This is a genomic window from Aeromonas sp. SrichE-2G (genome assembly GCF_017939565.1).
Classification (GTDB): domain Bacteria; phylum Pseudomonadota; class Gammaproteobacteria; order Enterobacterales; family Aeromonadaceae; genus Aeromonas; species Aeromonas taiwanensis.
The window spans coordinates 281,525-304,557 of sequence record NZ_JAGKRG010000053.1 but is presented as its reverse complement, the minus strand read 5'-3'; the positions used below and the strand labels follow the sequence as shown (position 1 = coordinate 304,557).

General features: G+C 63.9%; 20 protein-coding genes, 1 pseudogene and 1 other annotated feature (1 of these 22 cut by a window edge). Of the genes and pseudogenes, 6 read left to right on the top strand and 15 right to left on the bottom strand.

What is annotated here, in order from left to right; genetic code table 11:
* Positions 1-35: 35 nt before the first annotated feature.
* Positions 36-1,745: an NAD-dependent malic enzyme gene (locus J9885_RS17820; protein ID WP_134697324.1), complete on the bottom strand. Its 1,710-nt coding sequence runs from the start codon at positions 1,743-1,745 to the stop codon at positions 36-38.
* A 226-nt stretch (positions 1,746-1,971) separates the two neighbouring features.
* Between J9885_RS17820 and mobA the strand changes: the two genes are divergently transcribed.
* The 3 genes and pseudogenes from mobA (at position 1,972) to J9885_RS17805 (ending at position 4,529) form a co-directional block, all read left to right on the top strand.
* Complete coding sequence (gene mobA, locus J9885_RS17815) at positions 1,972-2,586, top strand: molybdenum cofactor guanylyltransferase MobA (protein ID WP_210550242.1); 615 nt, start codon at positions 1,972-1,974, stop codon at positions 2,584-2,586.
* Positions 2,583-3,074: pseudogene (gene mobB / locus J9885_RS17810) on the top strand (molybdopterin-guanine dinucleotide biosynthesis protein B); the annotation flags it as partial. The gene mobA and the pseudogene mobB, both read left to right, overlap by 4 nt.
* A gap of 369 nt (positions 3,075-3,443) precedes the next feature.
* A complete protein-coding gene (locus J9885_RS17805) occupies positions 3,444-4,529 on the top strand; it encodes an FUSC family protein (protein ID WP_210550240.1) in 1,086 nt (361 codons plus the stop codon).
* Between the two features lie 73 nt (positions 4,530-4,602).
* Here J9885_RS17805 and J9885_RS17800 read toward each other — a convergent pair whose 3' ends face one another.
* From J9885_RS17800 to J9885_RS17765, 8 genes are all read right to left on the bottom strand, one after another.
* Entirely contained in the window at positions 4,603-5,976 is a 1,374-nt protein-coding gene (locus J9885_RS17800; protein ID WP_210550239.1) for an HD domain-containing protein, read from the bottom strand.
* Between the two features lie 84 nt (positions 5,977-6,060).
* Positions 6,061-6,618, bottom strand: a complete 558-nt coding sequence (locus J9885_RS17795) for a DUF3332 domain-containing protein (RefSeq protein ID WP_134697294.1) — start codon at positions 6,616-6,618, stop codon at positions 6,061-6,063.
* Positions 6,619-6,778: 160 nt separating this feature from the next.
* Positions 6,779-8,074: a PAS domain-containing methyl-accepting chemotaxis protein gene (locus J9885_RS20140; protein ID WP_210550238.1), complete on the bottom strand. Its 1,296-nt coding sequence runs from the start codon at positions 8,072-8,074 to the stop codon at positions 6,779-6,781.
* 203 nt (positions 8,075-8,277) lie between these two features.
* Positions 8,278-8,739, bottom strand: a complete 462-nt coding sequence (locus tag J9885_RS17785) for a GNAT family N-acetyltransferase (RefSeq protein ID WP_210550237.1) — start codon at positions 8,737-8,739, stop codon at positions 8,278-8,280.
* A gap of 56 nt (positions 8,740-8,795) precedes the next feature.
* Entirely contained in the window at positions 8,796-9,248 is a 453-nt protein-coding gene (locus J9885_RS17780; RefSeq protein ID WP_210550236.1) for a DoxX family protein, read from the bottom strand.
* On the bottom strand, positions 9,241-9,996 hold the full coding sequence (locus tag J9885_RS17775) for a DNA-binding domain-containing protein (RefSeq protein ID WP_210550235.1): 756 nt from the start codon (positions 9,994-9,996) through the stop codon (positions 9,241-9,243). The genes J9885_RS17780 and J9885_RS17775 overlap by 8 nt, the downstream gene beginning before the upstream one ends.
* Positions 9,989-10,828, bottom strand: a complete 840-nt coding sequence (locus J9885_RS17770) for a DUF692 domain-containing protein (RefSeq protein WP_210550234.1) — start codon at positions 10,826-10,828, stop codon at positions 9,989-9,991. Before J9885_RS17770 ends, J9885_RS17775 begins: the two co-directional genes overlap by 8 nt.
* A 60-nt stretch (positions 10,829-10,888) precedes the next feature.
* On the bottom strand, positions 10,889-11,152 hold the full coding sequence (locus tag J9885_RS17765) for a DUF2282 domain-containing protein (RefSeq protein WP_043759054.1): 264 nt from the start codon (positions 11,150-11,152) through the stop codon (positions 10,889-10,891).
* 446 nt (positions 11,153-11,598) lie between these two features.
* On the opposite strand from J9885_RS17765, the gene J9885_RS17760 reads away from it, so the two are divergent.
* Positions 11,599-13,623, top strand: coding sequence for a BCCT family transporter (locus tag J9885_RS17760; protein WP_210550233.1), 2,025 nt, complete (start codon positions 11,599-11,601; stop codon positions 13,621-13,623).
* A 5-nt stretch (positions 13,624-13,628) separates the two neighbouring features.
* Entirely contained in the window at positions 13,629-14,654 is a 1,026-nt protein-coding gene (locus tag J9885_RS17755) for a DUF1848 domain-containing protein (RefSeq protein ID WP_246877003.1), read from the top strand.
* 145 nt (positions 14,655-14,799) lie between these two features.
* Here the strand turns inward: J9885_RS17755 and J9885_RS17750 are convergent, their stop codons facing one another.
* Positions 14,800-15,147: a hypothetical protein gene (locus tag J9885_RS17750; protein WP_246877026.1), complete on the bottom strand. Its 348-nt coding sequence runs from the start codon at positions 15,145-15,147 to the stop codon at positions 14,800-14,802.
* A 555-nt stretch (positions 15,148-15,702) separates the two neighbouring features.
* On the opposite strand from J9885_RS17750, the gene J9885_RS17745 reads away from it, so the two are divergent.
* The gene (locus tag J9885_RS17745; RefSeq protein WP_210550231.1) at positions 15,703-16,785 is read left to right on the top strand and encodes a (p)ppGpp synthetase; all 1,083 of its coding nucleotides are present in this window, start codon (positions 15,703-15,705) and stop codon (positions 16,783-16,785) included.
* A 153-nt stretch (positions 16,786-16,938) separates the two neighbouring features.
* Here the strand turns inward: J9885_RS17745 and J9885_RS17740 are convergent, their stop codons facing one another.
* The 5 genes from J9885_RS17740 to thrA form a co-directional block, all read right to left on the bottom strand.
* Positions 16,939-17,412 (bottom strand): hypothetical protein, encoded by a 474-nt coding sequence (locus J9885_RS17740; RefSeq protein ID WP_210550230.1) that lies wholly within the window; start codon positions 17,410-17,412, stop codon positions 16,939-16,941.
* Positions 17,413-17,688: 276 nt separating this feature from the next.
* Entirely contained in the window at positions 17,689-18,087 is a 399-nt protein-coding gene (locus tag J9885_RS17735; protein ID WP_210550229.1) for an SgcJ/EcaC family oxidoreductase, read from the bottom strand.
* Between the two features lie 112 nt (positions 18,088-18,199).
* Complete coding sequence (gene thrC, locus J9885_RS17730; protein ID WP_210550228.1) at positions 18,200-19,474, bottom strand: threonine synthase; 1,275 nt, start codon at positions 19,472-19,474, stop codon at positions 18,200-18,202.
* On the bottom strand, positions 19,471-20,463 hold the full coding sequence (thrB, locus tag J9885_RS17725) for a homoserine kinase (RefSeq protein ID WP_246877002.1): 993 nt from the start codon (positions 20,461-20,463) through the stop codon (positions 19,471-19,473). Before thrB ends, thrC begins: the two co-directional genes overlap by 4 nt.
* 2 nt (positions 20,464-20,465) lie before the next feature.
* Entirely contained in the window at positions 20,466-22,925 is a 2,460-nt protein-coding gene (gene thrA, locus J9885_RS17720; RefSeq protein WP_043759023.1) for a bifunctional aspartate kinase/homoserine dehydrogenase I, read from the bottom strand.
* A gap of 48 nt (positions 22,926-22,973) precedes the next feature.
* Positions 22,974-23,033, bottom strand: a sequence feature (Thr leader region) (it continues 75 nt past the right edge of the window).

Below are 23,033 nucleotides of genomic sequence, written 5' to 3'. Positions count from 1 at the left end.
ATGGTCACCCCCCTTTCATTGCTGGCTTGCGTTCGTCAGACCCGGCGATAGGGCAGGTAGACCGGCTCCCACATGTGGCTCAGGATGTGCTGATGCAGATCCTGGCCGATGAGTGGATGGGTGGGGTCGCGGCGCACTATGTCCTTGAGTACCGCGGTCGCCACGTGCACCGAGATCTTGCGAAGCTCGCTGATGCGCGGGTAGACGGTGCCCCGGGCGAGATCCGCCTCATCCACGCACTCGGCCAGCGCAAAGGCGGCGGTGGTGAAGATGTCCGGGCTTATCTCGCGGATCTGGCTGACGATGGCCGCCAGTCCCACGCCGGGGAAGATGAAGACGTTGTTGCCCTGGCCGATGCGATAATCCTGCCCCTCGAAGTGCACGTCCTTGAACGGGCTCCCGGTGGCGACGATGGCGCGACCCCGGCTCCAGCGGAAGATGTCTTCCGGCAGCGCCTCGCAGTTGGCGGTGGGGTTGGAGAGCGGGAACACCATGGGGCGCTCGCAGTGGGCCAGCATCAGCTGGATGTGCTCCTCCTGGAAGGCGCCGCCGGCGCCGCTGGTGCCGAGCAGCACAGTGATGGGCACGTGGCGCAGCACCTCGGTCAGCCCCGCCTTGCCCTGCAGATCCCACTGGGCCAGCAGCAGGCCCGGCTTGGCGTAGCGCCGCTTGTATTCATCCAGCCCCTCGCGGTTGTCGCACACCAGCCCCTGGGTATCCAGGATATAGATGCGATCCCGCGCCGCCTGCGGATCCAGCCCCTCGCGTATCATCCCGGCACAGATCTGATCCGCAACACCGACCCCGCCAGCCCCGGCACCGTAGACCAGGTAGTTCTGCTGGCCCAGGGTCTCGCCCTTGGACTTGACCGCCCCTATGATGCCCGCCAGCACCACGGCACCCGTGCCCTGGATGTCGTCGTTGAAGGACGGCAGCGCCTGCTGGTAGCGGGCCAGGTTGTTGAAGGCGTTGGACTTGCTGAAGTCCTCCCACTGCAGCACGGCGTTGGGGAAGTGGCGCTTGACCCCGGCCACGAACTTGTCGATGAAGTCGTCGTACTCCTTGCCGCGAATGCGCTTGTGGGGCTGGCCCAGGTACATGGGGTCATCCAGCAGCGCCTGGTTGTCGGTGCCCACGTCCAGCGCGATGGGCAGGCAGCAGGCCGGGTGGATGCCGGCGCCCAGGGTATAGAGGGAGAGCTTGCCGATGGGAATGCCCATGCCGCCCACCCCCTGATCGCCGATGCCGAGGATCCCCTGGCTGTCGGTCACGACGATGATGCGCACTGCCTTGGCGTCCATGTGGCGGGCAAGGGATCCCATGTCATCGACGTTTTTCGGGGTGATGTAGAGGCCGCGCGGCTTCTGGAAGCGGTGGCTGAACTCCTGGCACGCCTTGCCCACGGTCGGGGTGTAGATGTAGGGGGTCATCTCCTCCACGTGGCGCGCCAGCAGAGCGTAGAACAGGGTCTCGTTGCGATCCTGCAGGGCCCGCAGGTTCTGGTACTTCTCGATGTCGCTGCAGGCGCTCTGGAAGGCACCATAGACCCGCTCCAGCTGGGCTTCAAAGGTCTGCACCTGGGGCGGCAGCAGGCCGTCGAGCTCGAAGTCGGCGCGTTCCTGTTCGGTGAAGGCGGTGCCCTTGTTGAGGTTGCGATCGTTGAGCAGGTCGGTCCCCGTCAGCGCGACCGGGCGAAAGTCCTCGCCCTGCGCATCTTTCCACAGCAGATATTGTCCGGTAGCCATAGTCATTCTCTTTGATTTACATGAAGTTGCCGTTCGGCAGGAGAGCAAGACTCGAAATGCACGGATCATATGACGTTTGGCGTTTCGGTTTTGTGAGCTTGGCCAAACCCTGTGGCCAAAGGGGCGCAGTCATGAGCCCCGGAAGGTTGCGAGCGCGGCGCGCTTGGCGCAAGATCCCCGGGCGCGGCGCACAGGCGCCCCATACAGATGCAGACACTGGAGCACCATGAGCCCTTCCCAACTCCCCGCCCATCCCGTTTCCGCCGTGATCCTGGCCGGTGGCCGTGCCACCCGCATGGGGGGTGACGACAAGGGCTGGGTGCCCCTCGCGGGCAAGTCCCTGATCGAACACGTGCTCGATCGCCTGCGCCCCCAGGTGGACGAGGTACTGATCAACGCCAACCGCAGCCAGGCGCGTTACCAGACGCTCGCCCCCGTCATCGGCGATGGCAACGACGACTTCCAGGGGCCGCTGGCCGGCATGCAGGCGGGGCTGGCCGCCGCCCGCCACGACTGGGTGCTGTTCGTGCCCTGTGACGGCCCCGCCCTGCCCCTTGATCTGATGACCCGCTTTCGCGCCGCCATCACCCCGGACACAGATCTGGTGGTGGCCCACGACGGGGAGCACCTGCAGCCCGTAGTCGCCCTGCTCCGCCGCCCCCTGCTCCCCTCCCTGCGCCAGGCGCTGGCCGATGGGGAGCGCAAGACCGGGGCCTGGTTTGCCCGCCACCGGATGGCGGTGGTGCCCTTCGCCGATCTGCCTGACGCCTTCGTCAACCTCAACAGCCCGGACGAGCTCGCCGCCTACGAGGCGCGCCTGCTTGAAGGGGATCAGCCATGAACCATTCGCCCCTCCCCCTGCTCGGCTTCGTCGCCTGGAGCGGCACCGGCAAGACCACCCTGCTGGAGCGCCTCATCCCGCGCCTGGTGGCCCGCGGCCTGCGCCTCGGGGTGCTCAAGCACACCCATCACGCCTTTGACATCGACCAGCCCGGCAAGGACAGCCACCGCCTGCGCCAGGCGGGCGCCGTCCAGGTGATGGCGGCCTCCAGCCTGCGCCACGCCCTGATCCGGGAGACGCCAGAGGGGGAGCCATCCCTGGAGGCACTGCTGGCCCGCTTCGATGCCAGCGCTCTCGACCTGCTGCTCATCGAGGGGTTCAAGCACAGGCACTTCCCCAAGGTGGAGCTGCATCGCGCCGCCATCGGCCGGCCCCTGCTCTTCCCCGATGACCCGGACATCGTCGCCCTCGTCAGCGACGCCCCCCAGGCCACGACCCTGCCCCGGTTCGGCTTCGACGATCTGGAGGCCATCGCCGATTTCATCTGCGCCAGGCTGCCCTCGCGCGAGCCCCGTCAGGCACCGCCACCCCTGCGCCTCTGCGCCCGGCTGCTGGCGGCCGTGGCCAACCCGGCGGGGCTGACCTCTCTGCCCGGCGTTCTCAGCCAGGATGAGGCCGGCCTCCTGCTGGTGCGCCCGGTGGACGAGGGCCGCGAGAGCGCCAACTGCCGCATCGAGCTTGCCCCCGGGCACACCGCCCTCCCCCCCGGCGAGCGGGTGATGGTACGCTTGCCCGCAGAGGGGTCTGCATGACGCTTCTTTGCCACTCCGGTCACCTGAGTGGTTGCAACCCAGGTCGTCCCTTTGGTCGATACCGACATCACCACACCGGCCGCCCCCCGAGATAAGAGAGCCCCCTTGCGCCTGAATACGCCCCTCTCCCGCTTCGATCTGCTGATCTACGGTCGCTACCGCATCGTCCACGGCCTGCGCATCGCCCTGGCGTTCACCCTCACCTTCCTGCTGACCCGGCAGCTCAAGCTGCCGGAGAGCACCTGGCCCCTCATCACCCTGGTGGTGGTGATGGGCCCCATCTCGTTCTGGGGCAACGTGCTCTCCCGCGCCCTGCAGCGGGTGGTGGGCACCATCTTCGGCGCGGCCTGCGGGGTGGTGGCCCTCTATCTGGAGCTCTACTCCCTGCCCCTGATGCTGATCTGGTGCTGCGCCATCATGTTCCTGTGCGGCTACCTGGCGCTCGGCAAGCGCCCCTACGTGGGGCTGCTCATCGGCATCACCCTGGGGGTCATCGTCGGCGGGCTGCCGGGGGACATAGAGACGGCGCTCTGGCGCAGCGGCGACGTCATCCTGGGCTCGGTGCTGGCCCTGCTGTTTTGCAGCATCTATCCCCAGCGCGCCTACCTCCACTGGCGCCTGCAGATGCACGACACCCTGCTGCAGGCCCAGCGCATCTACCACACCCACCTCTCCCCCAACGTGCTGGAACGCCCCAAGCTCACCCAGAGCCACGCACGCCTGCTCGCCAAGATCGTCGGCCTGCGCGCCCTGCTGGCGCCCGCCGTCAAGGAGACCCGCCTTGGCAGCCCCCTGTTCGAGGCCATCCAGACCACGATGCGCAACAGCGTCTGCACCCTGGAGATGCTGGCCAACACCCATTGGCGCGACCGCCAGAGCCACTTCCTGATGCAGAGCCACCCCGGACTTCGCGCCTGCCAGCAGGCCACCGAGGGAGTGCTCACCCAGCTCGCCCTCATGCTCAAGAGCGGGGACACCGTCGCCGCCACCCAGGCCATGACCCGCCTGCAGGAGGCGACGGCCGAGGTGTCCCGCGCGCTCCAGGCCGAATCGCCCCGGGAGGGCGGCGTCACCCTCGCCGGCTACCTCTGGCTCAACGTCCAGCTCACCGAGCAGCTCGCCCACCTCCATCGCCTGCTGGGGCTGGTGCTGCAGCCCTATGCCAAGCCCTCGGCCCATCAGGCCTCCTGATCCCACGCCGACACGCGCCCACAAAAAAGCCCCGCCGAAGCGGGGCTTTTTTGTCGCGGGCTTGACCCTTGCCCTAGCCTGCCAGGGCCAGAGGCTGCTCCGGCGTGAGGTAGAGGGAGAAATCCTGGATACCCGCCTTCAGGGCGGCAAAACAGTCGGGGTCGATGGCAGTGCCCAGGTTTTCGGCCATCATCTCCAGCGCTCTGGGCACCGGGATGGCGTCCCGATAGGGGCGCTTGGCGGTGATGGCATCGAAGATGTCGGCGGTGGTGATGATGCGCGTCTCCAGGGTGATCGCCTCCCCCTTGAGCCCTTTGGGATAGCCCTTGCCGTCGAGTCGCTCATGGTGGGCGCCTGCCACCTGGGCTAGCTCCTTGAAGGCACCGATGCGGCTCAGGATCTCCTCGGTGTAGGCGGCATGCATCTGCACCGCCGCCCACTCCTGCTCGTCGAGCTTGCCCGGCTTGTCGAGGATGGCGTTGCTCACCCCGAGCTTGCCCACATCGTGGAGCAGGGCGCCCCGCTTGAGCCAGCGCCGCCGCGGCTCGGACAGCCCCATCTGGGCGGCGAGGATGTCGGTATAGAGCGCCACCCTGCCGCTGTGTCCTGCGGTATAGGGGCTCTTGGAGTCCACCACCTGACCAAAGGCCGCCGCTATCTCGTCCAGATAATCCTCATCCAGCGCCACCTCCCCCTGCCCCGCCGGGTGGGCGAAGACCCGCTCCGTCAGCCTGGGGTCCACCAGCCCTTGCCAGAAGGCGTCGTCGGCCAGCGCCTCGAACGCCCTGACCAGGGCGGGATCAAACCAGTTTCCGCTGCGCTCGCGCAGCTCCCTGAGCGCCGCGTCCGGGCCTGCGGCGGCGTGAAACACGTCCACCACCTGGCAGAGCAGGGCGATACGGGAGAAGAGCGGAATCCCCTCACCCGCCAGTTGCAGCGGCCGACCTTTGCCGTTCCAGTGCTCATCCAGGGAGAGGATGCCCTGAGCCACCTCGTCGCTGAAGCGCAACTGGCGAGCGATGGCCGCCCCCCGGTGGCAGCGAGTCTGGATCAGCTCGTTGGCTATCTGATCCCCGTTGCGAAAGATGTGGAACAGGCTGCGAAAACGCCCCAGCAGATCCGCCTGCAAGCCGGTGTGGCCCAGCACGAAGTTGACCACTTCGGAGAGGGAGCCATCCACCAGCTTGAAGTCGCGCTTGAAGTGAAGATCGTCGGTGAGATAGAGCTCGCAGATGCGGGCGGCATTGCTGCTGCACCCCAAATCCTTGAGCAGCAGCGTGTAGTAGAGGTCGTGGCGCTGCCGGGCATCCAGTCCCAGCTGATCTCCCAGACGAGAGCCTATCCAGCAGCAGCGGATGCAGTGGCCTCTTGGCTGCCCTTCCGTCATGTCCAGGGCATGGCTGAGAGAACCAATCAGCTCTGCCAAGCGCAATCCATTTACCCCCATAGCCCACTCCCTCAACATCGGGGCGTACTTGCCCGCAGGCATGTATACCCCCTGTGGTGAGGAAAAGATCAGGAGAGCGACAAATTATGCCTGCACCGCTCCCCGGCTTGCCGCCGCATCGAGCTGCTGACGGGTCAGGGTGGAGACCAGTTTGTCGTCCAGATAGAGGTGCAGCAGCTCGCCCTGCATCTCCCCGCGCATCGTGCCTTGACGGCCGTCCAGGTAGTGGATCTCCATCAGCGCGGTGTGCGCGTCCGGATAGTGCACCTCCACCTCGCGGACCCCTTGCGGCAGCATGGCGAGCGGCACCTTGTTGAGGGAAGGATCCAGGTGCTGGTTCACCTTGATGACGGCATCGGCCTTCTGATCCACCAGGGCCGGCGACTTGCCGGTGATGGGGTTCTTGCCGGACCAGAACTCGATGGTGTTGAACACGAAGAGATCCGCCGTCGCCGCGAGGCCATAGACGGGGGAGAGCAGCACGAAGACGCCGGCGCGGCCGTAGCGGTTGTCCACCACGCTGAGGTTGCCCTTGGTCACCATGGAGGAGAGGCCCATCTGGCCCATGCAACCACCTAGCCCCAGGCTCGCCACCATTCCCAGCAGCAGGGCCAGTGCCCTGCCTCTCTGTCGTACTGCCATCATTGTCTACCTGCTCAATCGAAAAAGGAGGCGGCAGCCTAAACAAGTGGCCCGGGCAGGACAATTCACAAGGTGGGCGCCATACAGCCCGGGTTCAGCCTGAGCGTCCGACTGCTCACTCTTTTGGCAATCTGGCCAGCGGCTGTCGCCGGGCCGGCCCTCAGATGGAGAGGGCGGAGACCGTCTCCGAGACCCGGCTCGCCTCCTGGTGGATCTCGGTCATCAGGCTGTCCACGCCGGCGATCTGCTGCTTGCCGAGCTCGGCGCTGCCGGCCACCCCGGCCATGTCATCGGTCACCCGGGCGGTCAACTCGCGGTTCTTCTGCACCACCTTGGCGATTTCATCGGTGGAGAGGGACGTGCGGGCCGCCAGCTGGCGCACCTCGTCCGCCACCACCGCAAAGCCCCGCCCCTGCTCCCCGGCCCGCGCCGCCTCGATGGCCGCGTTGAGGGCCAGCAGATTGGTCTGATCGGCGATGGCGCTGATGGTCGAGACGATGGCCTCGATGCTCCTCGACTGCTCGTTGAGCTGGCCGATGAGGGCGATGGCCTGATCCACCCGGGTGGCGATGAGGGAGGAGGTCTCCACCACGGCGCGCAGCAGCTCGGCCCCCGCCTGTGCGCTGTGCAGCGTCTCCTGGGCCGTGCTGTGGGCCAGCCGCGCCGCCTCCCGGGTGGCGTGGTTCTGCTCGATGCGGGCCGTGATGTTGCTGGCAAACTTCACCACCCGCACCACCTTGCCGCTCTCGTCCCGGATAGGGTTGTAAGTCGCCTCCAGCCAGATAGGCTGACCCTGGCTGTTGTGGCGCATGAAGAGGCCGGACTTGAACTGGCCCCGGGCCAGCTCCTCCCAGAAATGGGGCTGCTCCCGCAGGAAGGCCTCGTCACAGAAGATCCTGTGGTGCTTGCCCGCAATCTCGCTCATGCGATAGCCCATGACGTCGAGGAAGTTGGCGTTGGCGCTGAGGATGTCGCCGTTCGGGCTGAACTCGATCATCGCCCGGGAGCGGTCCAGCGCCTGGGAGAGTGCCTCCAGGTGCTGCAATCTCAGGTGCTGCTCCGTCACGTCGCTCGCGATCTTCACCACCCGGGTCACCCGGCCCTGCTGCCTGACCGGGAAGTAGCTCGCCTCCAGCCAGCGCGTCTCCCCCCGCTTGTTCAGACGCTCGAAGGTGCCGGACTGCACCTCCCCCTGGCCGAGACGGCTCCAGAACTGGCGATAGTCGCTGGACTGCGCCCACCCCTTGGGGCAGAGCAGGCTGTGGTGCTGCCCCGGCAGCTCGCCTACCCCGTAGCCCATTAGGGCCAGGAAGGGGGCGCTCGCCTCCAGGATGGTGCCGTCCGGCGTGAAGATGATGGTGGCGGCGCCCGTCTTGATCGCCTCGACCACGCCCTGCTCCTCGTCGAGCCGGCTCTGGCAAGCCTGCAACTGCGCCTTGAGTTTGTGATTGAACATGACACTCCTACCTCGTTGACGATCCGAACGGCACCACCGCCATCCCACATAGAGGATATCGGCACCGCGAGCCCCGGGATGAGTGGTCGGATGACCCGGATTCACGGGGGCGCGCAGTGTATAGAAAAGCGGCGACGCCGCCAAGGGAGGGAGTGTACGCAGCCCGGGGGATCCGGGATCAGCGGGGCGGAGGAAAAGCCGGATCAGGCGGGCGCACACTCCAGACAGGCGGGGTTGCCTGCAAACCCGAACCGCTCGTAGAGCGCTCGTCCCTCCTCGCTGGCGTGCAGCCACAGTTTGCCCAGCCGCTGCTCACGGGCATGGGCCTGCATGGCCTCCAGCAGGGCGCTCGCCATGCCCCGCTTGCGCCAGGCCGGTCGGGTATACATGTTGAGCAGATAGGCTTCACGCCCTGCCAGGTTGCCGGGATAGGGGGGCCGCACGAAGAGGGCCAGGGTGCCGCAGGCCACCGGCTCGCCGTTCACCTCCACCACCCAGGTGCGGGCACTGCCCTGCCTCAAGGCCTCGCTGAAATAGGCGTGGGTCGCCTGCCGAAGCGCGGGCTCCGCCAGCGGGTCATCAAGCTCCCCCAGCTCACCAAAGAGCGCCATGCGCAGGGCCACCAGCGCGGGAATATCGGCCGCCACGGCCTCGCGTACCTTCATCTCTGCTCCTTGAATCCATGACCTACCCCCCTAACAGGGGCTCATGTGCAACCACCTTACGCCGGAGACGAACGCCGGGCAAGGCGCCAGCGATCCAGCGCCAGGGGGCCGGCCCCCCAGACAACCAGGGTCAGCAACATCCAGCCCCACAGCTGATGGTCGTAGAAGCCCCCCGCCCACAGGGTGGGGTAGGAGATCACGGCCATGATGTTGAAGCCAAATAGCAGCAGGGCCACGGGGCGGGTGAAGAGACCCGCCAGCAGGAAGAGTGGCAGCAGCAGCTCGGTAGCGGTGCCCACATAGGCCGCCCACTGCCAGGGCAGCAGGGGCACCCTGTACTCGAACTCGAACAGATAGAGGGTCGAGTCCCAGCTGCCGAGCTTGAGCCAGCCCGAGCGCAGAAACACACTGGCGACCCAGAGCCGGGCCAGCAGCAGCACGGCGGCGCTGCCCCAGCACGGGAGGCGGGCGGCCCATTGAGGGGCCGGGTGGGAGGGAAATTCAGTCATGGTGAAGCTCCAGTTCGACCAGCAGATCCAGGGTGACGAGGGGGGCGAGGTGCTCGGCCATCGCCGCCTCTTGAGCCAGCAAGCGGGCCAGGGGCAGCCCCTGCTGGCAGCCGTGCAGCAGGCGCCAGGCGGCGGCATCCAGAGGGATGGGGCCGACCTCGTGACCGGGCCGTTTTTTTAGCGCCAGCCAGCTCGGGGCCTCCCCCTCACTGACCGTCTCCCCGCCGTGCAGGGCCATGTGCCAGAGCGCCAGCACCGGATAGGAGCTCTCGAAGAGGGCCATATCCCGGGCAGGGTGCAGCACCAGTTGCTCCCACTGCGCAGGGGGCAGGGCTGCCAGCCGCTCGGCCGGCCAGCGCCGCGTCTCTGGCGCAAGCAAGGAGACCCGCTCCAGCGCCCACTCGAAGCGGGCCAGATCCCCGAGCCAGGGCAGGCTTGCCGTGGTGGGCAAGCCTGCCAGCCAGTCGCCAAAGCCCTCCCCGTAGTGCATGACGCTCCCCTCCCCGAGCGGCTCGGCCAGCACGAAGCCTCGCGCCGCAGCGTCGAAGAAGGTCTCGCCGACCATGGCCCGGACCGCGGGGTAGCTGCTGGCGAGCACCTCGGTCAGGCCGAGGATGAAATTGTTGCGGTGGATCTGCAGCACGGCCTCGGGCGGGAAGCACCGGGAGCGGATCTGCCCCAGAATGGCGTCATCCTCCCCGAGCAGGGCCTGGGCGAATGCCTGTTGCAGGCGGGCCAGCTCAGACATGGACTGGCTCCTTGGCCCGCAAGCTGGCGCTCAGGATCTCGTGGGCCTGGCGGGCCTCTGCCAGCAGCACCGGCAGCGGGGGGATCGCCAGATCCCACTCGATAAGGGTGGGGATGGCGCGCTCCCGGCAGACACGGTCATAGAGGGCCCATACCGGAGACGCCACCGGCGCGCTGTGGGTGTCGATATAGAGGGCCCCCTGGGGCAGGTGCTTCTCGGTAAAACCGGCCAGGTGAATTTCGCCGACCGTGTCGAGGTCGATGGTCGCCAGGTAGTCGTCCACCTCCAGGCCGTGGTTGCAGGCGCTCACGTGCAGGTTGTTGAGATCGAGCAGAATGCCGCAGCCGCTGCGCCGCACCAGCTCCGCCAGAAACTCTCCCTCCCCCATCTCGGCGGGCAGTTGCAGGTAGGACGAAGGATTCTCGATGAGCAGCTGGCAGCCCAGGGTCTGCTGCACCTTCTCTATCTTGTCGCTCATGTGGGTGAGGGCCGCCCGGGTGTAGGGCATGGGCAGCAGATCGTTGAAGTGGCGCCCGCCGATGCTGCCCCAGCTCAGGTGCTCGGAGACCCGTACCGGCGAGACGGCCGCCACCAGGGTAGCCAGCTGGCGCAGGTGGGACGGGTCGAGCGGGTCGGCGGAGCCGAGCGACATGCCGACCCCGTGCAGGCTGACGGGATAGTGCCCGGCCAGCTCAGTCAGCACCTCGGCCCCCCGGCTGTGGCGCTCGAAGTAGTTCTCGCTGTGCACCTCGAGCCAGCCGACCTCCGGCAGGGTCTGGCGGATCTCGTCATAATGGGGTGGGCGCAATCCGATACCGATCAAGGGATTCATGGCAATGACCTCGGGTGGCAGGATGCCGGGGCGCGAGAATGCCGCCCCCCGGCACCGGGCTTATTTGGGTTGCAGGGAGCCACCCGCCAGCTTCTCGCACAGCCCCTTGGGCACCACCACGAAGGCATCTCCCTGGGCGTCCATCTTGGCGGTACCGGCGCAGGATCCCCCCTTGCTGGCGCAGTCGTTCTTGCCCGCCTTGACCACGCCGTAGCACTTCTCTTTTTCCTCCGCCGCCATGGCCGGCGCGGCGATCATCTGGGCCCCCAGGGCCAGCAGACCCGTCATGGCAGAGGCGATGGCAGTACTCTTTTTCACGTTCATGTCTCTATTCCTTGTTGTCGTGAGGGATGTATCCGGCCCGTGTCGTCCGGCTACGTTCAATAGAACCGGACGAGGGGCGAAAAGATTTCCCAAAAAGGCGGATTCGCTCGCTATTAACAAAAAAGAAAGTGACAAGCCATTGTTTTATAAAAGATGTTACGTGTGAATGAAAACGGTCAACGAAGGGCCCTGGCCTCCGCGCCACCTTCCATCCCCTCCTGCGTCCATCAGGAGGGCCGCGAGTTGAACGGGCCCTCCCCCGCCTCTCCTTCCCCGATGGGCCGTCAATTGCCTGCCAATCATCTGCCCGCCCTCAGCGCCCGAGCCGCTTGAACGTGAGCGGCTTCACATGCGCCTTGCAAGGTACGTAAAAATCCCGCTGAGGTAGTCTGTTTTGCAAACAATGGCCCTATAGTGTCATGAGTCCCTCTACCCAAAGGTGTCCCATGAACGCCCCTCGCCCCCCCAGATGCACCCTGTCGCTGCCCATCTTCATCCCCGGCCTGCTCTTCATCCTGGCGTTGCTGGCCATCTGCTCCCTGGCCCCCGAGGCCGCCGCCCGCTTCTTCGGCAACGGCCAGAGCTGGATCGCCGAGCATTTCAGCTGGTTCTACGTGCTGGTGGTCGGCATGTTCCTGATCCTGCTGCTGGTGATCGCCTTCAGCCACTACGGCAACATTCGCCTGGGGCCGGATGACGCCCGCCCCGAGTTCAGCTTCACCTCCTGGCTCGCCATGCTGTTCGCCGCCGGCATGGGTATCGGGCTCATGTATTTCGGGGTGGGCGAGCCCATGAGCCACTACGTCTCGCCGCCCCAGGCGACGCCCCTGACGCCAGTGGCGGCCCGCGAGGCCATGGTCACCACCTTCTTCCACTGGGGCTTTCACGCCTGGGCCGTCTACGCCATCGTCGGCCTGGTGCTGGCCTACTTCGGCTTTCGCTACAACCTGCCCCTGACCATCCGCTCCGGCCTCTACCCCATCTTCAAGGAGAAGATCCACGGGCCGCTCGGCCACGCGGTGGACGTCTTCGCCCTGGTGGGCACCATCTTCGGTATCGCCACCACCCTGGGCTATGGCGTGATGCAGCTCTCGGCGGGGATCACCCGGCTCACCGGCATGGACACCTCGGGGGAGCTGTTCCGCTTCGGCCTCATCGGGGCCGTCATCGCCCTCGCCGGCGTCTCGGCGGTCACCGGGCTCGACAAGGGGGTCAAGCGCCTCTCCGAGCTCAACCTCTTCCTCGCCATTGTGCTCCTGCTGTTCGTGCTGCTGGCCGGCCCCACCCAGTACCTGCTGGGGGCCCTCTCCGAGAACATAGGCAACTATGTGTCGTCTCTCAGCCAGCTCACCTTCCGCACCTTCACCTACAGCGAGACCCGCCAGGCAGGCTGGTTCGGCAACTGGACCCTGCTCTACTGGGCCTGGTGGATCTCCTGGTCCCCCTTCGTCGGCCTCTTCATCGCCCGCATCTCCCGCGGGCGCACCCTGCGCGAATTCATCCTGGGCGTCCTGTTCGTGCCCACCGCCTTCAACCTGCTGTGGATGACGGTGTTCGGCAACGCCGCCATCTGGGCCAGCCAGCATGAGGGGGGCCAGAGCCTCATCGACTCGGTCGGCAACATCGACACCCTGCTGTTCAACTTCTTCGATCTGTTGCCGGGGGCCGACATCACCTCGGCCCTCGCGGTGATCCTCATCAGCGTCTTCTTCGTCACCTCCGCCGACTCCGGGGCCTTCGTCATCGACAACATCGCCACCCAGGGCAAGGAGGGCTCCCCGGTCTGGCAGCGCCTGTTCTGGGCCGTGCTGCTCGGTATCACCGCAGGCACCCTGATGAGCACCGGGGGGCTCGCGGCGCTCCAGTCCATGACGCTTATCGCCGCCCTGCCGTTCGCCTTCATCATGGTGCTGCTCTGCCTCGGCCTGGTGCGCGGCCTGATTGCCGACCGGGAGCACTCGGCCAGACGCCTCTCCCCCGCCACCGATTTCTGGAGCGGCAAGCAGTGGCGCACCCGCATGGATCACCTGCTGCGCCCCTCCACCGAACAGGGGGCCCGCACGTTCCTCGCCGAGGTCGCCCTGCCGGCCCTGACGGCCCTGAGCCAGGAGTTCGCGGCCCGGGGGATCATCAGCCGGGTCGAGCAGGAGGACGCGGAGCAGTGCCACCTGCTGGTGCCCCAGCAAGGGCGGCGCGACTTCTGCTACGGGGTGCGTATCGAGGCCCGCCCCGCCCCGGCGTTCAACCCCCTGGAGGCGGCCCACAACCACGATCCCGAGGCCCGCATCTTCGAGCCCATCACCTTCTTCGCCGACGGCCGCGCCGGCTACGACGTTCAGTACCTGACCCGGGACGAGCTGAGCGCCGACGTCTTGCGCCAGTACGAGCGCTATCTGGTGCTGAGCCAGGACGAGGGGCAGGATCTGCTGAGCAGCGCGCCGGAACACACGCCGCCGGAATCCGGGGCCTGATAGGCATGGCGGGTTGGCAAGGGGCGGCCCCCCTTGCCAACCGCCGGAGCGAGAGCCGAAGCGCCATGATCATCAGCGCCAGCAGACGAACCGATATCCCGGCCTTTTACACCCCCTGGTGGATGAACCGGATAAGGGCCGGTTTCCTGCTCACCCGCAACCCCTTCAATGCCCATCAGATCTCCCGGGTGTCGCTGCACCCGGAGGAGGTCGATGCCATCGTGTTCTGGACCCGGCAACCGGCCCCCTTGATGGGGCACCTGGATGAGCTCGATGCCCTCGGCCACCGCTACTACTTCCAATACACTCTGACCGGCTACCCCAAGGCCCTGGAGAGCCGGGTCCCCAGACCCCATCACGCCATCCAGACCTTCTGCGCCCTGTCAGAGCGGGTCGGTGCGAACAGGGTCATCTGGCGCTACGACCCCATCCTGCTGTGCAACCTGGTCGATCTGGCCGAGCACAAGCGGCTCTTCCACAAGATTGCGTCCCTCCTGGCCGGCAAGACCCACAGGGTCGTCATCAGCGTGGTCGACCTCTACAAGAAGACGGAGAAGAACCTGAACGCGGTCGAGGGGCTCATCGTGCACGACCTGCTGGGAACGGAATGGGGCAAGGCGCCAGCGCATCATGAGGCGCTCGATGAGCTGGCAGCCTTTATGGCGCAGACCGCCGCCCAGTTCGACATGACCATAGAGACCTGCGCCGAGGCCGTGGATCTCGCCCATCTCGGCATCCCCCATGGCAAGTGCATCGACGACCAGCTGATCCAGGCGCTGTTCGGCCGCCGGCTTGACGGCAGAAAAGACCCCGGCCAGCGCGAGGCCTGTGGTTGCGTCAAGAGCATCGACATCGGCGCCTACAACACCTGCCTCCATGGCTGCACCTACTGTTACGCCACCTACAGCCAGAGCGCCGTCATCAAGAACCGGCAGCGCCACGATCCCCAGAGCCCCTTCCTGATCGGCGGCACAGAGGGGGTGGATGCGCGTCTTCTGGTGGCAGAGCCCCTTCAGAGACCGCTCTTTTAACCCCCAGCCCCGATGGCTTGTCGCTGCCGTGATGCGCCCCAGCCAGCCGTGACCAGCCCGTTCCCACCCGCGTGCCCCCGCTCCTTTCCCCAAAAAAGCAGGGGGCCTGATGGCCCCCGCAAACACACCGGATAAGTACAGCGCCTTACTGGACGGCGCTATCCTTCACACACTTCTGGATAAAGCTGTTCTTGGCAGCCCCGGCGAGCTTCTTGTCGGCGGCCGCTTTTTCGCACTTCGCCGCCGGATCGCTCGCCCCGCCGGTCTTCACGCACTTTTGCACGAAGCTGTTCTTGGCCGCCCCCGCGAGCTTCTTGTCGGCAGCCGCCTTCTCGCACTCGCCGGTCGCGGCGCTGGTGGCATCTTTCACGCACTTGCCCACAAAGCTGGTCTTGGCGGCCCCCGCCAGCTTCTTGGCCGCGGCCTGGGCCTCGCACGCCTGCTGCGCCCCCGAGCCATCGCCCGCCACCGTCGCGCTCTGGGCCACCCCCATTCCCATGCCAAACATCGTCACACACAGACTCAACACCATCAGGATCCGCTTCATATGACCAACTCCCTTCGTTCTATCCATTGTGGTTAGCCCCACTCACGCGGGCCAAACGAGGCACCCTCGCCTCGCTGCACTATAGTCCCCTTGCTTGATGACAACCAAAGTGCCGCCGTGCTCGCACAGCCTTCCTTCCCCCTGCCCGCCCCCGCTCCACCAAGACGAGAGGCTAGATTGGTGAGCTGGCGCAAAAATTCAGCGCTTCTCGCCAGTTGCGTCAATTTTCGACTGGTTTGCGTATGAGGCTTGAGGCTATGCTGGCCATTCGGCGCCTATAGCACCATCCGGGCCCCGCCCGCTGGTCGATGGAGCGCATTGGAAGCTGTAATCCACGAGCGGTAGTGTCGGTTATGCACAGTGATTGATGCAATTTGTAGGTTGGCCCAAAACATGAGAAAGATGCCTCCCAAAATAAGATTAGAATTGTGCCAATAGAAAATCAGCAACCGAATTTATTTTTCTCGGTAAACATTGGGCAGAAAATCAAAGGATTAATTAATGCCATCTTTAGACTTCGAAAAAGAAAAGTCAACATTCAGAGAATATTACTCAGACAATATAAAGCTCCTTGAGGGAGCTGTCACTTCATTTAAAACATTAATCTCAGCATTATTAGATCATGACGGAAGTATTTATCTATCTAAAGTTGAAGGGAGAGTAAAGGAAAAAGAAGAGTGCATTAGGAAGTTCAATCTTAAATATAGAAAAAAACTTGAAGCAGATAAAACAGAATACACAATAACAGAGCATATATCTGACTTGGTGGGTTTGCGCGTAGTATGCCTCTATGAGGATGACATTGATAAAATCAAACAGATTTTAAAGCTACACTTAGATATTATTGATGAAACTGACAAAATATCGCAAATTGAAAGCACTGAGGGCTCCTTTGGTTATAAGGGTCTACATCTAGACTTGAAATTAGGCGAATCAAGAAAGGATATGCCAGAATACAAAGCTTTTGTTGGTATAAGCTTTGAAATTCAGATAAGAACGATAATTCAAGATTCTTGGAGTGTTTTAGACCATAAAATAAAATATAAAAAGAGCATCCCAAATAGGTTAAAGCGCAGAATAAATACATTAGCTGCATTATTTGAACTTGCGGATAGGGAATTTAAAGAAATCCGTGTTGCAACAGATGATGAAATTAAGAAAGCAGAAGAGGATGACGTCGATGAACCGATGCCTCTTTTAATTGATCAGCCCGGACCGCCAAGGCCAATAAAGTCTAATGGAAGAGGGGGGTTAACCGCTTTCGGATTTCTTAGAATAGCAAAGCACTTCTTTAAAGATTATGAGTTTGATGATTATAAAGTTGACGGATTCACCGATGAAATTGTTTCCTTAGCGCCTAATATTACTCGAAATGATCTTAATGAATACATGAAGGCAACAATAACGAAAGTTAAACAATATAAGCAAGAGTTTGAAGAAAACCCTGAAAATAATGACACCTTGAATCCATATACTGTAATTCGGCACTGTTTATACTTGTGTAACCAAGATGTTTTTTCATCAATGCTAACAAATATGTCAAAACACTCTTTCGATGCTTGGCTTGCTAAAAACCCAGGATAAACTCCAAAATATATGGCACCATCTTCCCGAGCCAGCCATTACCAGCTGGCTTTATCTGTCATCACACACTGCGCCGCCAAGAGCCCGCTCAAGATCGGGCAAACACCGTTTTCCCGGCGGGCCGAGTATTCAAACGTAGCAACGTATCCCAAGTTAGAAATCGTTGGGATATTTCACGGCCATCAGCCGCCGTTCTGGATGCTCGGAAACAAAAAACCATCCCGCACGGGATGGTTTTTTATTGATGCCTCGAAAGGCCCAAGCCCCTCTCACCACCGCCCCTGGGGTGGCTGCTGGTTTCGCGACTCCACCATGGCAATCAGGATGGCCATCAGGCTTGATATCAGCATCAGTCCCATGGCGATGGGAAACGTCACCAGGACGTAAGAGAAACGCCCGATCTCTGCCGCCGGAGAGTCCGATAGCATTATCATTGGCAAGGGGAATACCAATAACAGGGCCAGGTAAAACATGATCCTGGCGATCATCAGGGGGGTCTTGAGGGACTGGGTCACTATTTTTCGGTACGGCCACATGATGGTTTGCTCCCTGCACTGTGGTGTTGTTGTTATCGATAAGCCGCGCCTTCGAGGTATCTGCGGCCCTGCTCGTCCATGAAAGCTTCAAGCAGCACCCTGATTAACAGCCACAAGGCGCCGGGTCAATGGCCCGCATCGAGTCTTTTCAACCGGGTTTTTCCCCCTCCATTTTATTGTCCTGCCCCTGCCTGCCTTGCTGGGCAGAGTGCGCAATCCATCAGCAACAGGCCGCAGCAACCGCTGAAACAGAGGATCCTGGCAGTAGGTTGTGATACGCCGCCATGCGGGGAGTTGTGCCCGGGCTCCCACTGTGGTGCGGCGCCAGCGGGGATGGCTCAGAGAGAGGGCCATCGAGTGGCTGGCATCAAGCTTCCGCCGCCAGCAGCGTGGTGCCGTAGGAGTTATCTATGGTGCAGCGCCACTCTCCATCCGTCTCCTTGCGAAACACATAGGTGGCACGCCGGTTCTCGTCGATCCATCCCTCCCCGCCCGGGTAGCGCAGCCGGGTCTGCATGATCACCAGGGCATTGTCGGCCCCCTCGATCACCTCCATGGCCCCCTGAGTCACCTCAAGCTGGCCGTCAAAGTAATCCGAGATCGCAGTGAAGGCGCGGCGGATGGCGGGGATGCCGCGCACCACCATGCCAGGTTTGACCACCAGGGCGGCGTCTTCGGCGTAGAAGGCCATCAGGGCGTCGAAGTCGCGCCGGGAAATGGCGGCGTCACAGGTCTCGATCAATGTGCGAAGGGGATGCTGACTCATGCCGTGCTCCTTGTTTCAGGGTGATCTGGGCGGGATTCCCCGCGCTATGACGGACATAAAAAATCCCCCGCTCTCGTGAAAAAGCGGGGGATCGTCAGCGTCTCATGGCGGCTTAACCGAGCAGGAAGGCCTTGAGGCGGCCAAAGTCGGCGGGCAGGTCGTGGGACAGCAGGGGCAGCGCGGCGTGCTTGGCGAGCGGGCCAGGCAGCGGCACGTCCAGCCCCAGGATCTCGTCCACCGACTCCTTGAACTTGGCCGGGTGGGCGGTGCAGAGGAAGACCCCTACCTCGTCCTCGGCGAGCTGCTCGTTCAGCAGATCCCAGGCAATGGCGCCGTGGGGCTCGCACAAGTAATCCAGCTGGTGCAGGCGTTTAAGCGCATCGCGAGTCTGGGCGTCGTCACGCATGCCTGACCCTAAGGTTTCCAGCGCCCAGCCGTTGCGGCGGCACAGTTCTTCCACGCGCGGCCAGTTGTTGGGGCGGCTCACGTCCATGGCGTTGGACAGGGTCGCGACCGTCTGGTGCGGCTCCCACTGGCCGGTCTTGAGGTAGCGCGGCACGGTGTCGTTGGCGTTGGTGGCGGCGATAAAGCGCTTCACCGGCAGCCCCAGCGCCTTGGCGATAAGACCCGCGGTGAGGTTGCCGAAGTTGCCGGACGGCACGCTGATGACCGCCTTGGCGCGATCGGCTTTCGGCAGCTGGGCCACGGCCTCGAAGTAGTAGCAAACCTGGGCCAGCAGGCGGCTGATGTTGATGGAGTTGGCCGAGTTCAGGCCGATGGCGGTCTTGAGCCCTTCATCGTCGAAGGCATCTTTCACCAGCGCCTGGCAGGCATCGAAGTCGCCGTCGATGGCGAGGGTGCGGATGTTGCCCCCTAAGGTGCAGAACAGCGCCTCCTGCAAGGGGCTGATCTTGCCCTTCGGATAGAGGATCACCACCTCGATCCCCTCCAGGCCGTAGAAGGCGTGAGCCACGGCGGCGCCGGTGTCGCCTGAGGTGGCGGTGAGGATGGTGATCTTGTCGTTGGTACGGAAGGCGGCCAGACACTGGGCCATGAAGCGTCCACCGAAGTCCTTGAACGCCAGGGTCGGGCCGTGGAACAGCTCCAGGGCATAGGTGCCATCTTTCAGCTTCACCAGGGGGGCCGGGAAGGTGAAAGCGGCGTCGATAAGCTCGCTTACCTTGGCAGCCGGCACTTCGTCACCCAGCAGGTGGCTCAGGATACGAGCAGAGCGCTCGGCGAGCGGCAGGTCCAGCAGGGCATCCACGTCGGCCAGCGGCTCCAGGGTTTCCGGGAAGAACAGCCCCTGCTCGCGGCCCAGCCCCTGGCGCACCGCCTGGGCAAAGCTCACCTGTTCACTCTTGTCCTTGATGTTGTAAAGATTCATAGCTCGCTTCCTGTTACCCGTGCCCCGGCCATGTCCAGTTTGCAGACCCGGGCAAATCCATCTTCATTGCGCACGAAGTGCGCTTCCATCCACTCTTTCATTCGTTCGGCCTGGGCCGGATCCTTCATCACCACGAACACAGTGGGACCGGACCCCGAGATGCCGGTGGCCAGCGCCCCGTTCTGGGCCGCCTGGGCCCGCACCTCGTTGAAGCCTTCAATCAGGGCCGCGCGATAAGGCTCGGCGATCACGTCTTTCAATACGCTGGCGGCCAGCCCTTCCTGACCGCTGTAGCTGGCGTGCACGAAGGCGGCCAGCCGGCGGCCATAGGTGAGGCAGTCCTGACGGCGATACTGGGCCGGAAGGATGGCGCGGGCGGCGGCAGTCGAAACCACTGTGCCCGGGTAGCAGACCACCCAGTACCACTCGTCAAAGACCGGGATGCCCTGGCTGATGACCCCCCCCTCCTCCAGCACCAGCTGCATGCCGCCCAGATAACAGGGCGCCACGTTGTCGTAGTGGACGGAGCCGGAGATCTTGCCCTCCATCTCCCCCATCAGCAGCAGCATGTCGTGTTCATTGAGGGGCGCGCCGTGGAAGGCGTTCAGGCCCTCCAGCGCCGCCACCACGCTGCAGGCGCTGGAGCCGAGGCCCGAGCCTACCGGCAGGTTCTTCTCCAACACCATCTCCAGGGGTTGGAGCCCGAGGCCGCGCTTCTCCAGCGCCTCCCCGTAGGCGACCCAGCAGTCGTAGAGGATGTTCTTTTTGGGGTCATCCGGCAACTTGTGGGCATAGCGGCCCACGGAGGAGAGGGCGAAGGGCACCTCTGCCGATTTGACCTGGACGCGGTCACCCAGCAGGGAGCCATCCACGGGGGCGAGCGCCGCCCCCAGTACGTCAAAGCCCACGCTCAGGTTGGCGCTGGAGGCCGGTGCATAGGCCACCACGCTGCCACCCACTTCCACATTCGGGTTCATCGCTGAACTCATGCTTATAACTCCTGCTTCCAGTTCTGGGTGCGCAGCACGTCGGCGAAGACGCCGGCGGCGGTCACTTCGGTCCCTGCGCCATAGCCGCGCAGCACCAGGGGGATGGGCTGGTAATAGGTGGAGAAGAAGGCGAGCGCGTTCTCCCCGTCTTTCACCTTGAACAGCGGCTCGTCACCGCCCACCGCCTTGATGGCGACCTTGCACTTGCCCCCCTCGATGGAGCCGACGTAGCGCAGCACCTTGCCTTCACGCTGGGCCGCCGCGAACTGGTCGCGGAACCAGCCGTCGGCCTCGGGCAGACGGGCCATGAAGGCTTCCACGTCGCCGCTGACGTCGAAGCCCGGCGGCAGCGCCTGCTCCACCTCTACGTCGGAGAGCTCCAGCGCCATGCCGGCCTCACGGGCCAGGATCAGCAGCTTGCGGGCCACGTCCATGCCGTTCAAATCGTCGCGGGGATCCGGCTCGGTGAAGCCGTTGCCGCGGGCGATCTGGGTGGCCTCTGAGAAGGCCATGCCCTCGTCCAGCTTGCCGAAGATAAAGGAGAGGGAGCCGGACAGGATGCCGTCGAAGGCGCGCAGCTTGTCGCCGGCCTTGATCAGGTTCTGCAGGTTCTCGATGACCGGCAGGCCCGCGCCCACGTTGGTCTCGTACAGGAACTTGCGGCGGGTCTGGCGGGCGGTGCGGCGCAGCGCCTTGTAGTAATCCAGGGACCCGGTGTTCGCCTTCTTGTTCGGGGTGACCACGTGGAAGCCGGCCGCCAGGAAGTCGGCGTACTGGACGGCCACGGCCTCGCTGGAGGTGCAATCCACGATCACCGGGTTGATGAGGTGGCTCTCTTCCACCAGCTTCTTCACCGCCTCCAGGCTGAAGCTGCCTTGCGCCTCCACCAGCTGCTCACGCCAGTTGGCGAGGTTCAGGCCATCCTTGTTGACAGCCATCTGGCGGCTGTTGGCGATGCCCACTACCCGCAGGCCAGTGCCCTGCTCGGCCAGGACCGGCTGCTGGCGGGCGATCTGATCCACCAGGGCCGCACCGACGCCGCCCACGCCGACCACGAAGAGGTCGATGAACTGCTGGCTGCCAAAGAAGTTCTGGTGGCACGCCTTGATGGCTTCCGCCACCTTGCCGGAGCGCACGACCGCAGAGATGGAACGCTCGCTCGACCCCTGCGCGATGGCGACGATGTTGATGGACGCCTGGGCCAGGGAGGTAAAGAAGCGGGCCGCCATCCCCTTGCTGGTGCGCATGCCGTCACCGATCAGGGAGATGATGGCGAGATCGGTCATGATCTCGAGCGGATCCAGCAGCTGGTTCTTGAACTCCAGCTCGAACTCGCGCTCCAGCACCTTGCGGGTCTTGTCGCTGTCGTAGCTGTGGATACAGAAGCTGACGCTGTACTCGGAGGACGACTGGGTGATCAGCACGATGCTGACCCCGGCGCGGGAGACGGCGGAGAAGATGCGACCCGCCATGCCCACCATGCCCTTCATGCCGGGGCCGGAGACGTTGAACATGCACATGCCGGAGAGATCCGAGATGGCCTTCACCTTCAGATCGTCCTCCCCCTGGTCGACCCCGATGAGGGTGCCCGGACCCTGGGGGTTGAAGCTGTTCTTGATGAGGCAGGGGATGTGGAACTGGGCCACGGGGGCGATGGTTTTCGGGTGCAGCACCTTGGCGCCGAAATAGGAAAGCTCCATCGCCTCCTTGTAGGAGAGGGTTTTCAGCAGATAGGCATCCGGCACCAGGCGCGGGTCGCAGTTGTAGCAGCCCTCCACGTCGGTCCAGATCTCGCAGCACTCGGCGTCCACGCAGGCGGCCAGCACGGCGGCGGAGTAGTCGGAGCCGTTACGGCCCAGCAGCACGGTTTCGCCCTTGTCGCTGCCACCGGTGAAGCCCGGCATCAGGTAGAGACAGTCGGAGCGCAGACCCTTGGCGGCGAAGCGCAGGCGGGAGGCTTCGATGTCCACGTGGGCTTCGAGGTAGCCGCCGTCGGTGACCAGCAGCTGCTCTGGCACGATGAGATCCAGTTCGAGGCCGCGCACCCGCAGCAGTTCGTGCATGAAGGCGATGGAGAGATTTTCGCCCCGGCTCAGGATGCGGGCCTGGACGTTGTCCGGGCAGAGCCCCAGCAGACGCACCCCCTGCATCAGCCGCTCGACCTGATCCAGCTCGGCGGTGAGGCGGCTTTGCAGCGCCTTGTCATCGAGGGCCGGGTAGGCGGCCTTCAGGCCCGCCAGCAGGCGGGAGAAGATGCCGTTGATCTCGAACAGGGTGCTGCTGGCATCCATGCCGCGGCTGGTCTGTTCCACCAGGGCCACCAGGTGGTTGGTCACCTTGGCCGGTGCCGACAGCACCAGGGCTACCTGGGACTGCCCGTGGGTGTTTACCGCGATATCGGCGACCCGCAAGAAACGCTCTGCATCGGCCAGTGACGACCCGCCAAACTTCAACACTCTCATCGCTTTCTCTCCCTGTAATCCGTTGAAAATCAGTCTGAAATTGCCCCAACAAAAAAGGCCCGTACTGGGTGGGTACGGGCCTTTTTCTGATTTCTGTGCTTGTTCGTC

Excerpts from the sequence above, each read along its gene's own strand:
- J9885_RS17760 (WP_210550233.1), top strand. The coding sequence starts at position 11,599 with ATGAACGCCCCTCGCCCCCCCAGATGCACCCTGTCGCTGCCCATCTTC.
- J9885_RS17755 (WP_246877003.1), top strand. The coding sequence starts at position 13,629 with ATGGCGGGTTGGCAAGGGGCGGCCCCCCTTGCCAACCGCCGGAGCGAG.
- mobA (WP_210550242.1), top strand. The coding sequence starts at position 1,972 with ATGAGCCCTTCCCAACTCCCCGCCCATCCCGTTTCCGCCGTGATCCTG.
- J9885_RS17800 (WP_210550239.1), bottom strand. The coding sequence starts at position 5,976 with ATGGGGGTAAATGGATTGCGCTTGGCAGAGCTGATTGGTTCTCTCAGC.
- thrB (WP_246877002.1), bottom strand. The coding sequence starts at position 20,463 with ATGAGTTCAGCGATGAACCCGAATGTGGAAGTGGGTGGCAGCGTGGTG.
- J9885_RS17775 (WP_210550235.1), bottom strand. The coding sequence starts at position 9,996 with ATGTCTGAGCTGGCCCGCCTGCAACAGGCATTCGCCCAGGCCCTGCTC.
- J9885_RS20140 (WP_210550238.1), bottom strand. The coding sequence starts at position 8,074 with ATGTTCAATCACAAACTCAAGGCGCAGTTGCAGGCTTGCCAGAGCCGG.
- J9885_RS17785 (WP_210550237.1), bottom strand. The coding sequence starts at position 8,739 with ATGAAGGTACGCGAGGCCGTGGCGGCCGATATTCCCGCGCTGGTGGCC.
- thrA (WP_043759023.1), bottom strand. The coding sequence starts at position 22,925 with ATGAGAGTGTTGAAGTTTGGCGGGTCGTCACTGGCCGATGCAGAGCGT.
- J9885_RS17820 (WP_134697324.1), bottom strand. The coding sequence starts at position 1,745 with ATGGCTACCGGACAATATCTGCTGTGGAAAGATGCGCAGGGCGAGGAC.
- thrC (WP_210550228.1), bottom strand. The coding sequence starts at position 19,474 with ATGAATCTTTACAACATCAAGGACAAGAGTGAACAGGTGAGCTTTGCC.
- J9885_RS17735 (WP_210550229.1), bottom strand. The coding sequence starts at position 18,087 with ATGAGTCAGCATCCCCTTCGCACATTGATCGAGACCTGTGACGCCGCC.
- J9885_RS17780 (WP_210550236.1), bottom strand. The coding sequence starts at position 9,248 with ATGACTGAATTTCCCTCCCACCCGGCCCCTCAATGGGCCGCCCGCCTC.
- J9885_RS17745 (WP_210550231.1), top strand. The coding sequence starts at position 15,703 with ATGCCATCTTTAGACTTCGAAAAAGAAAAGTCAACATTCAGAGAATAT.
- J9885_RS17765 (WP_043759054.1), bottom strand. The coding sequence starts at position 11,152 with ATGAACGTGAAAAAGAGTACTGCCATCGCCTCTGCCATGACGGGTCTG.
- J9885_RS17770 (WP_210550234.1), bottom strand. The coding sequence starts at position 10,828 with ATGAATCCCTTGATCGGTATCGGATTGCGCCCACCCCATTATGACGAG.
- J9885_RS17750 (WP_246877026.1), bottom strand. The coding sequence starts at position 15,147 with ATGGGGGTGGCCCAGAGCGCGACGGTGGCGGGCGATGGCTCGGGGGCG.
- J9885_RS17795 (WP_134697294.1), bottom strand. The coding sequence starts at position 6,618 with ATGGCAGTACGACAGAGAGGCAGGGCACTGGCCCTGCTGCTGGGAATG.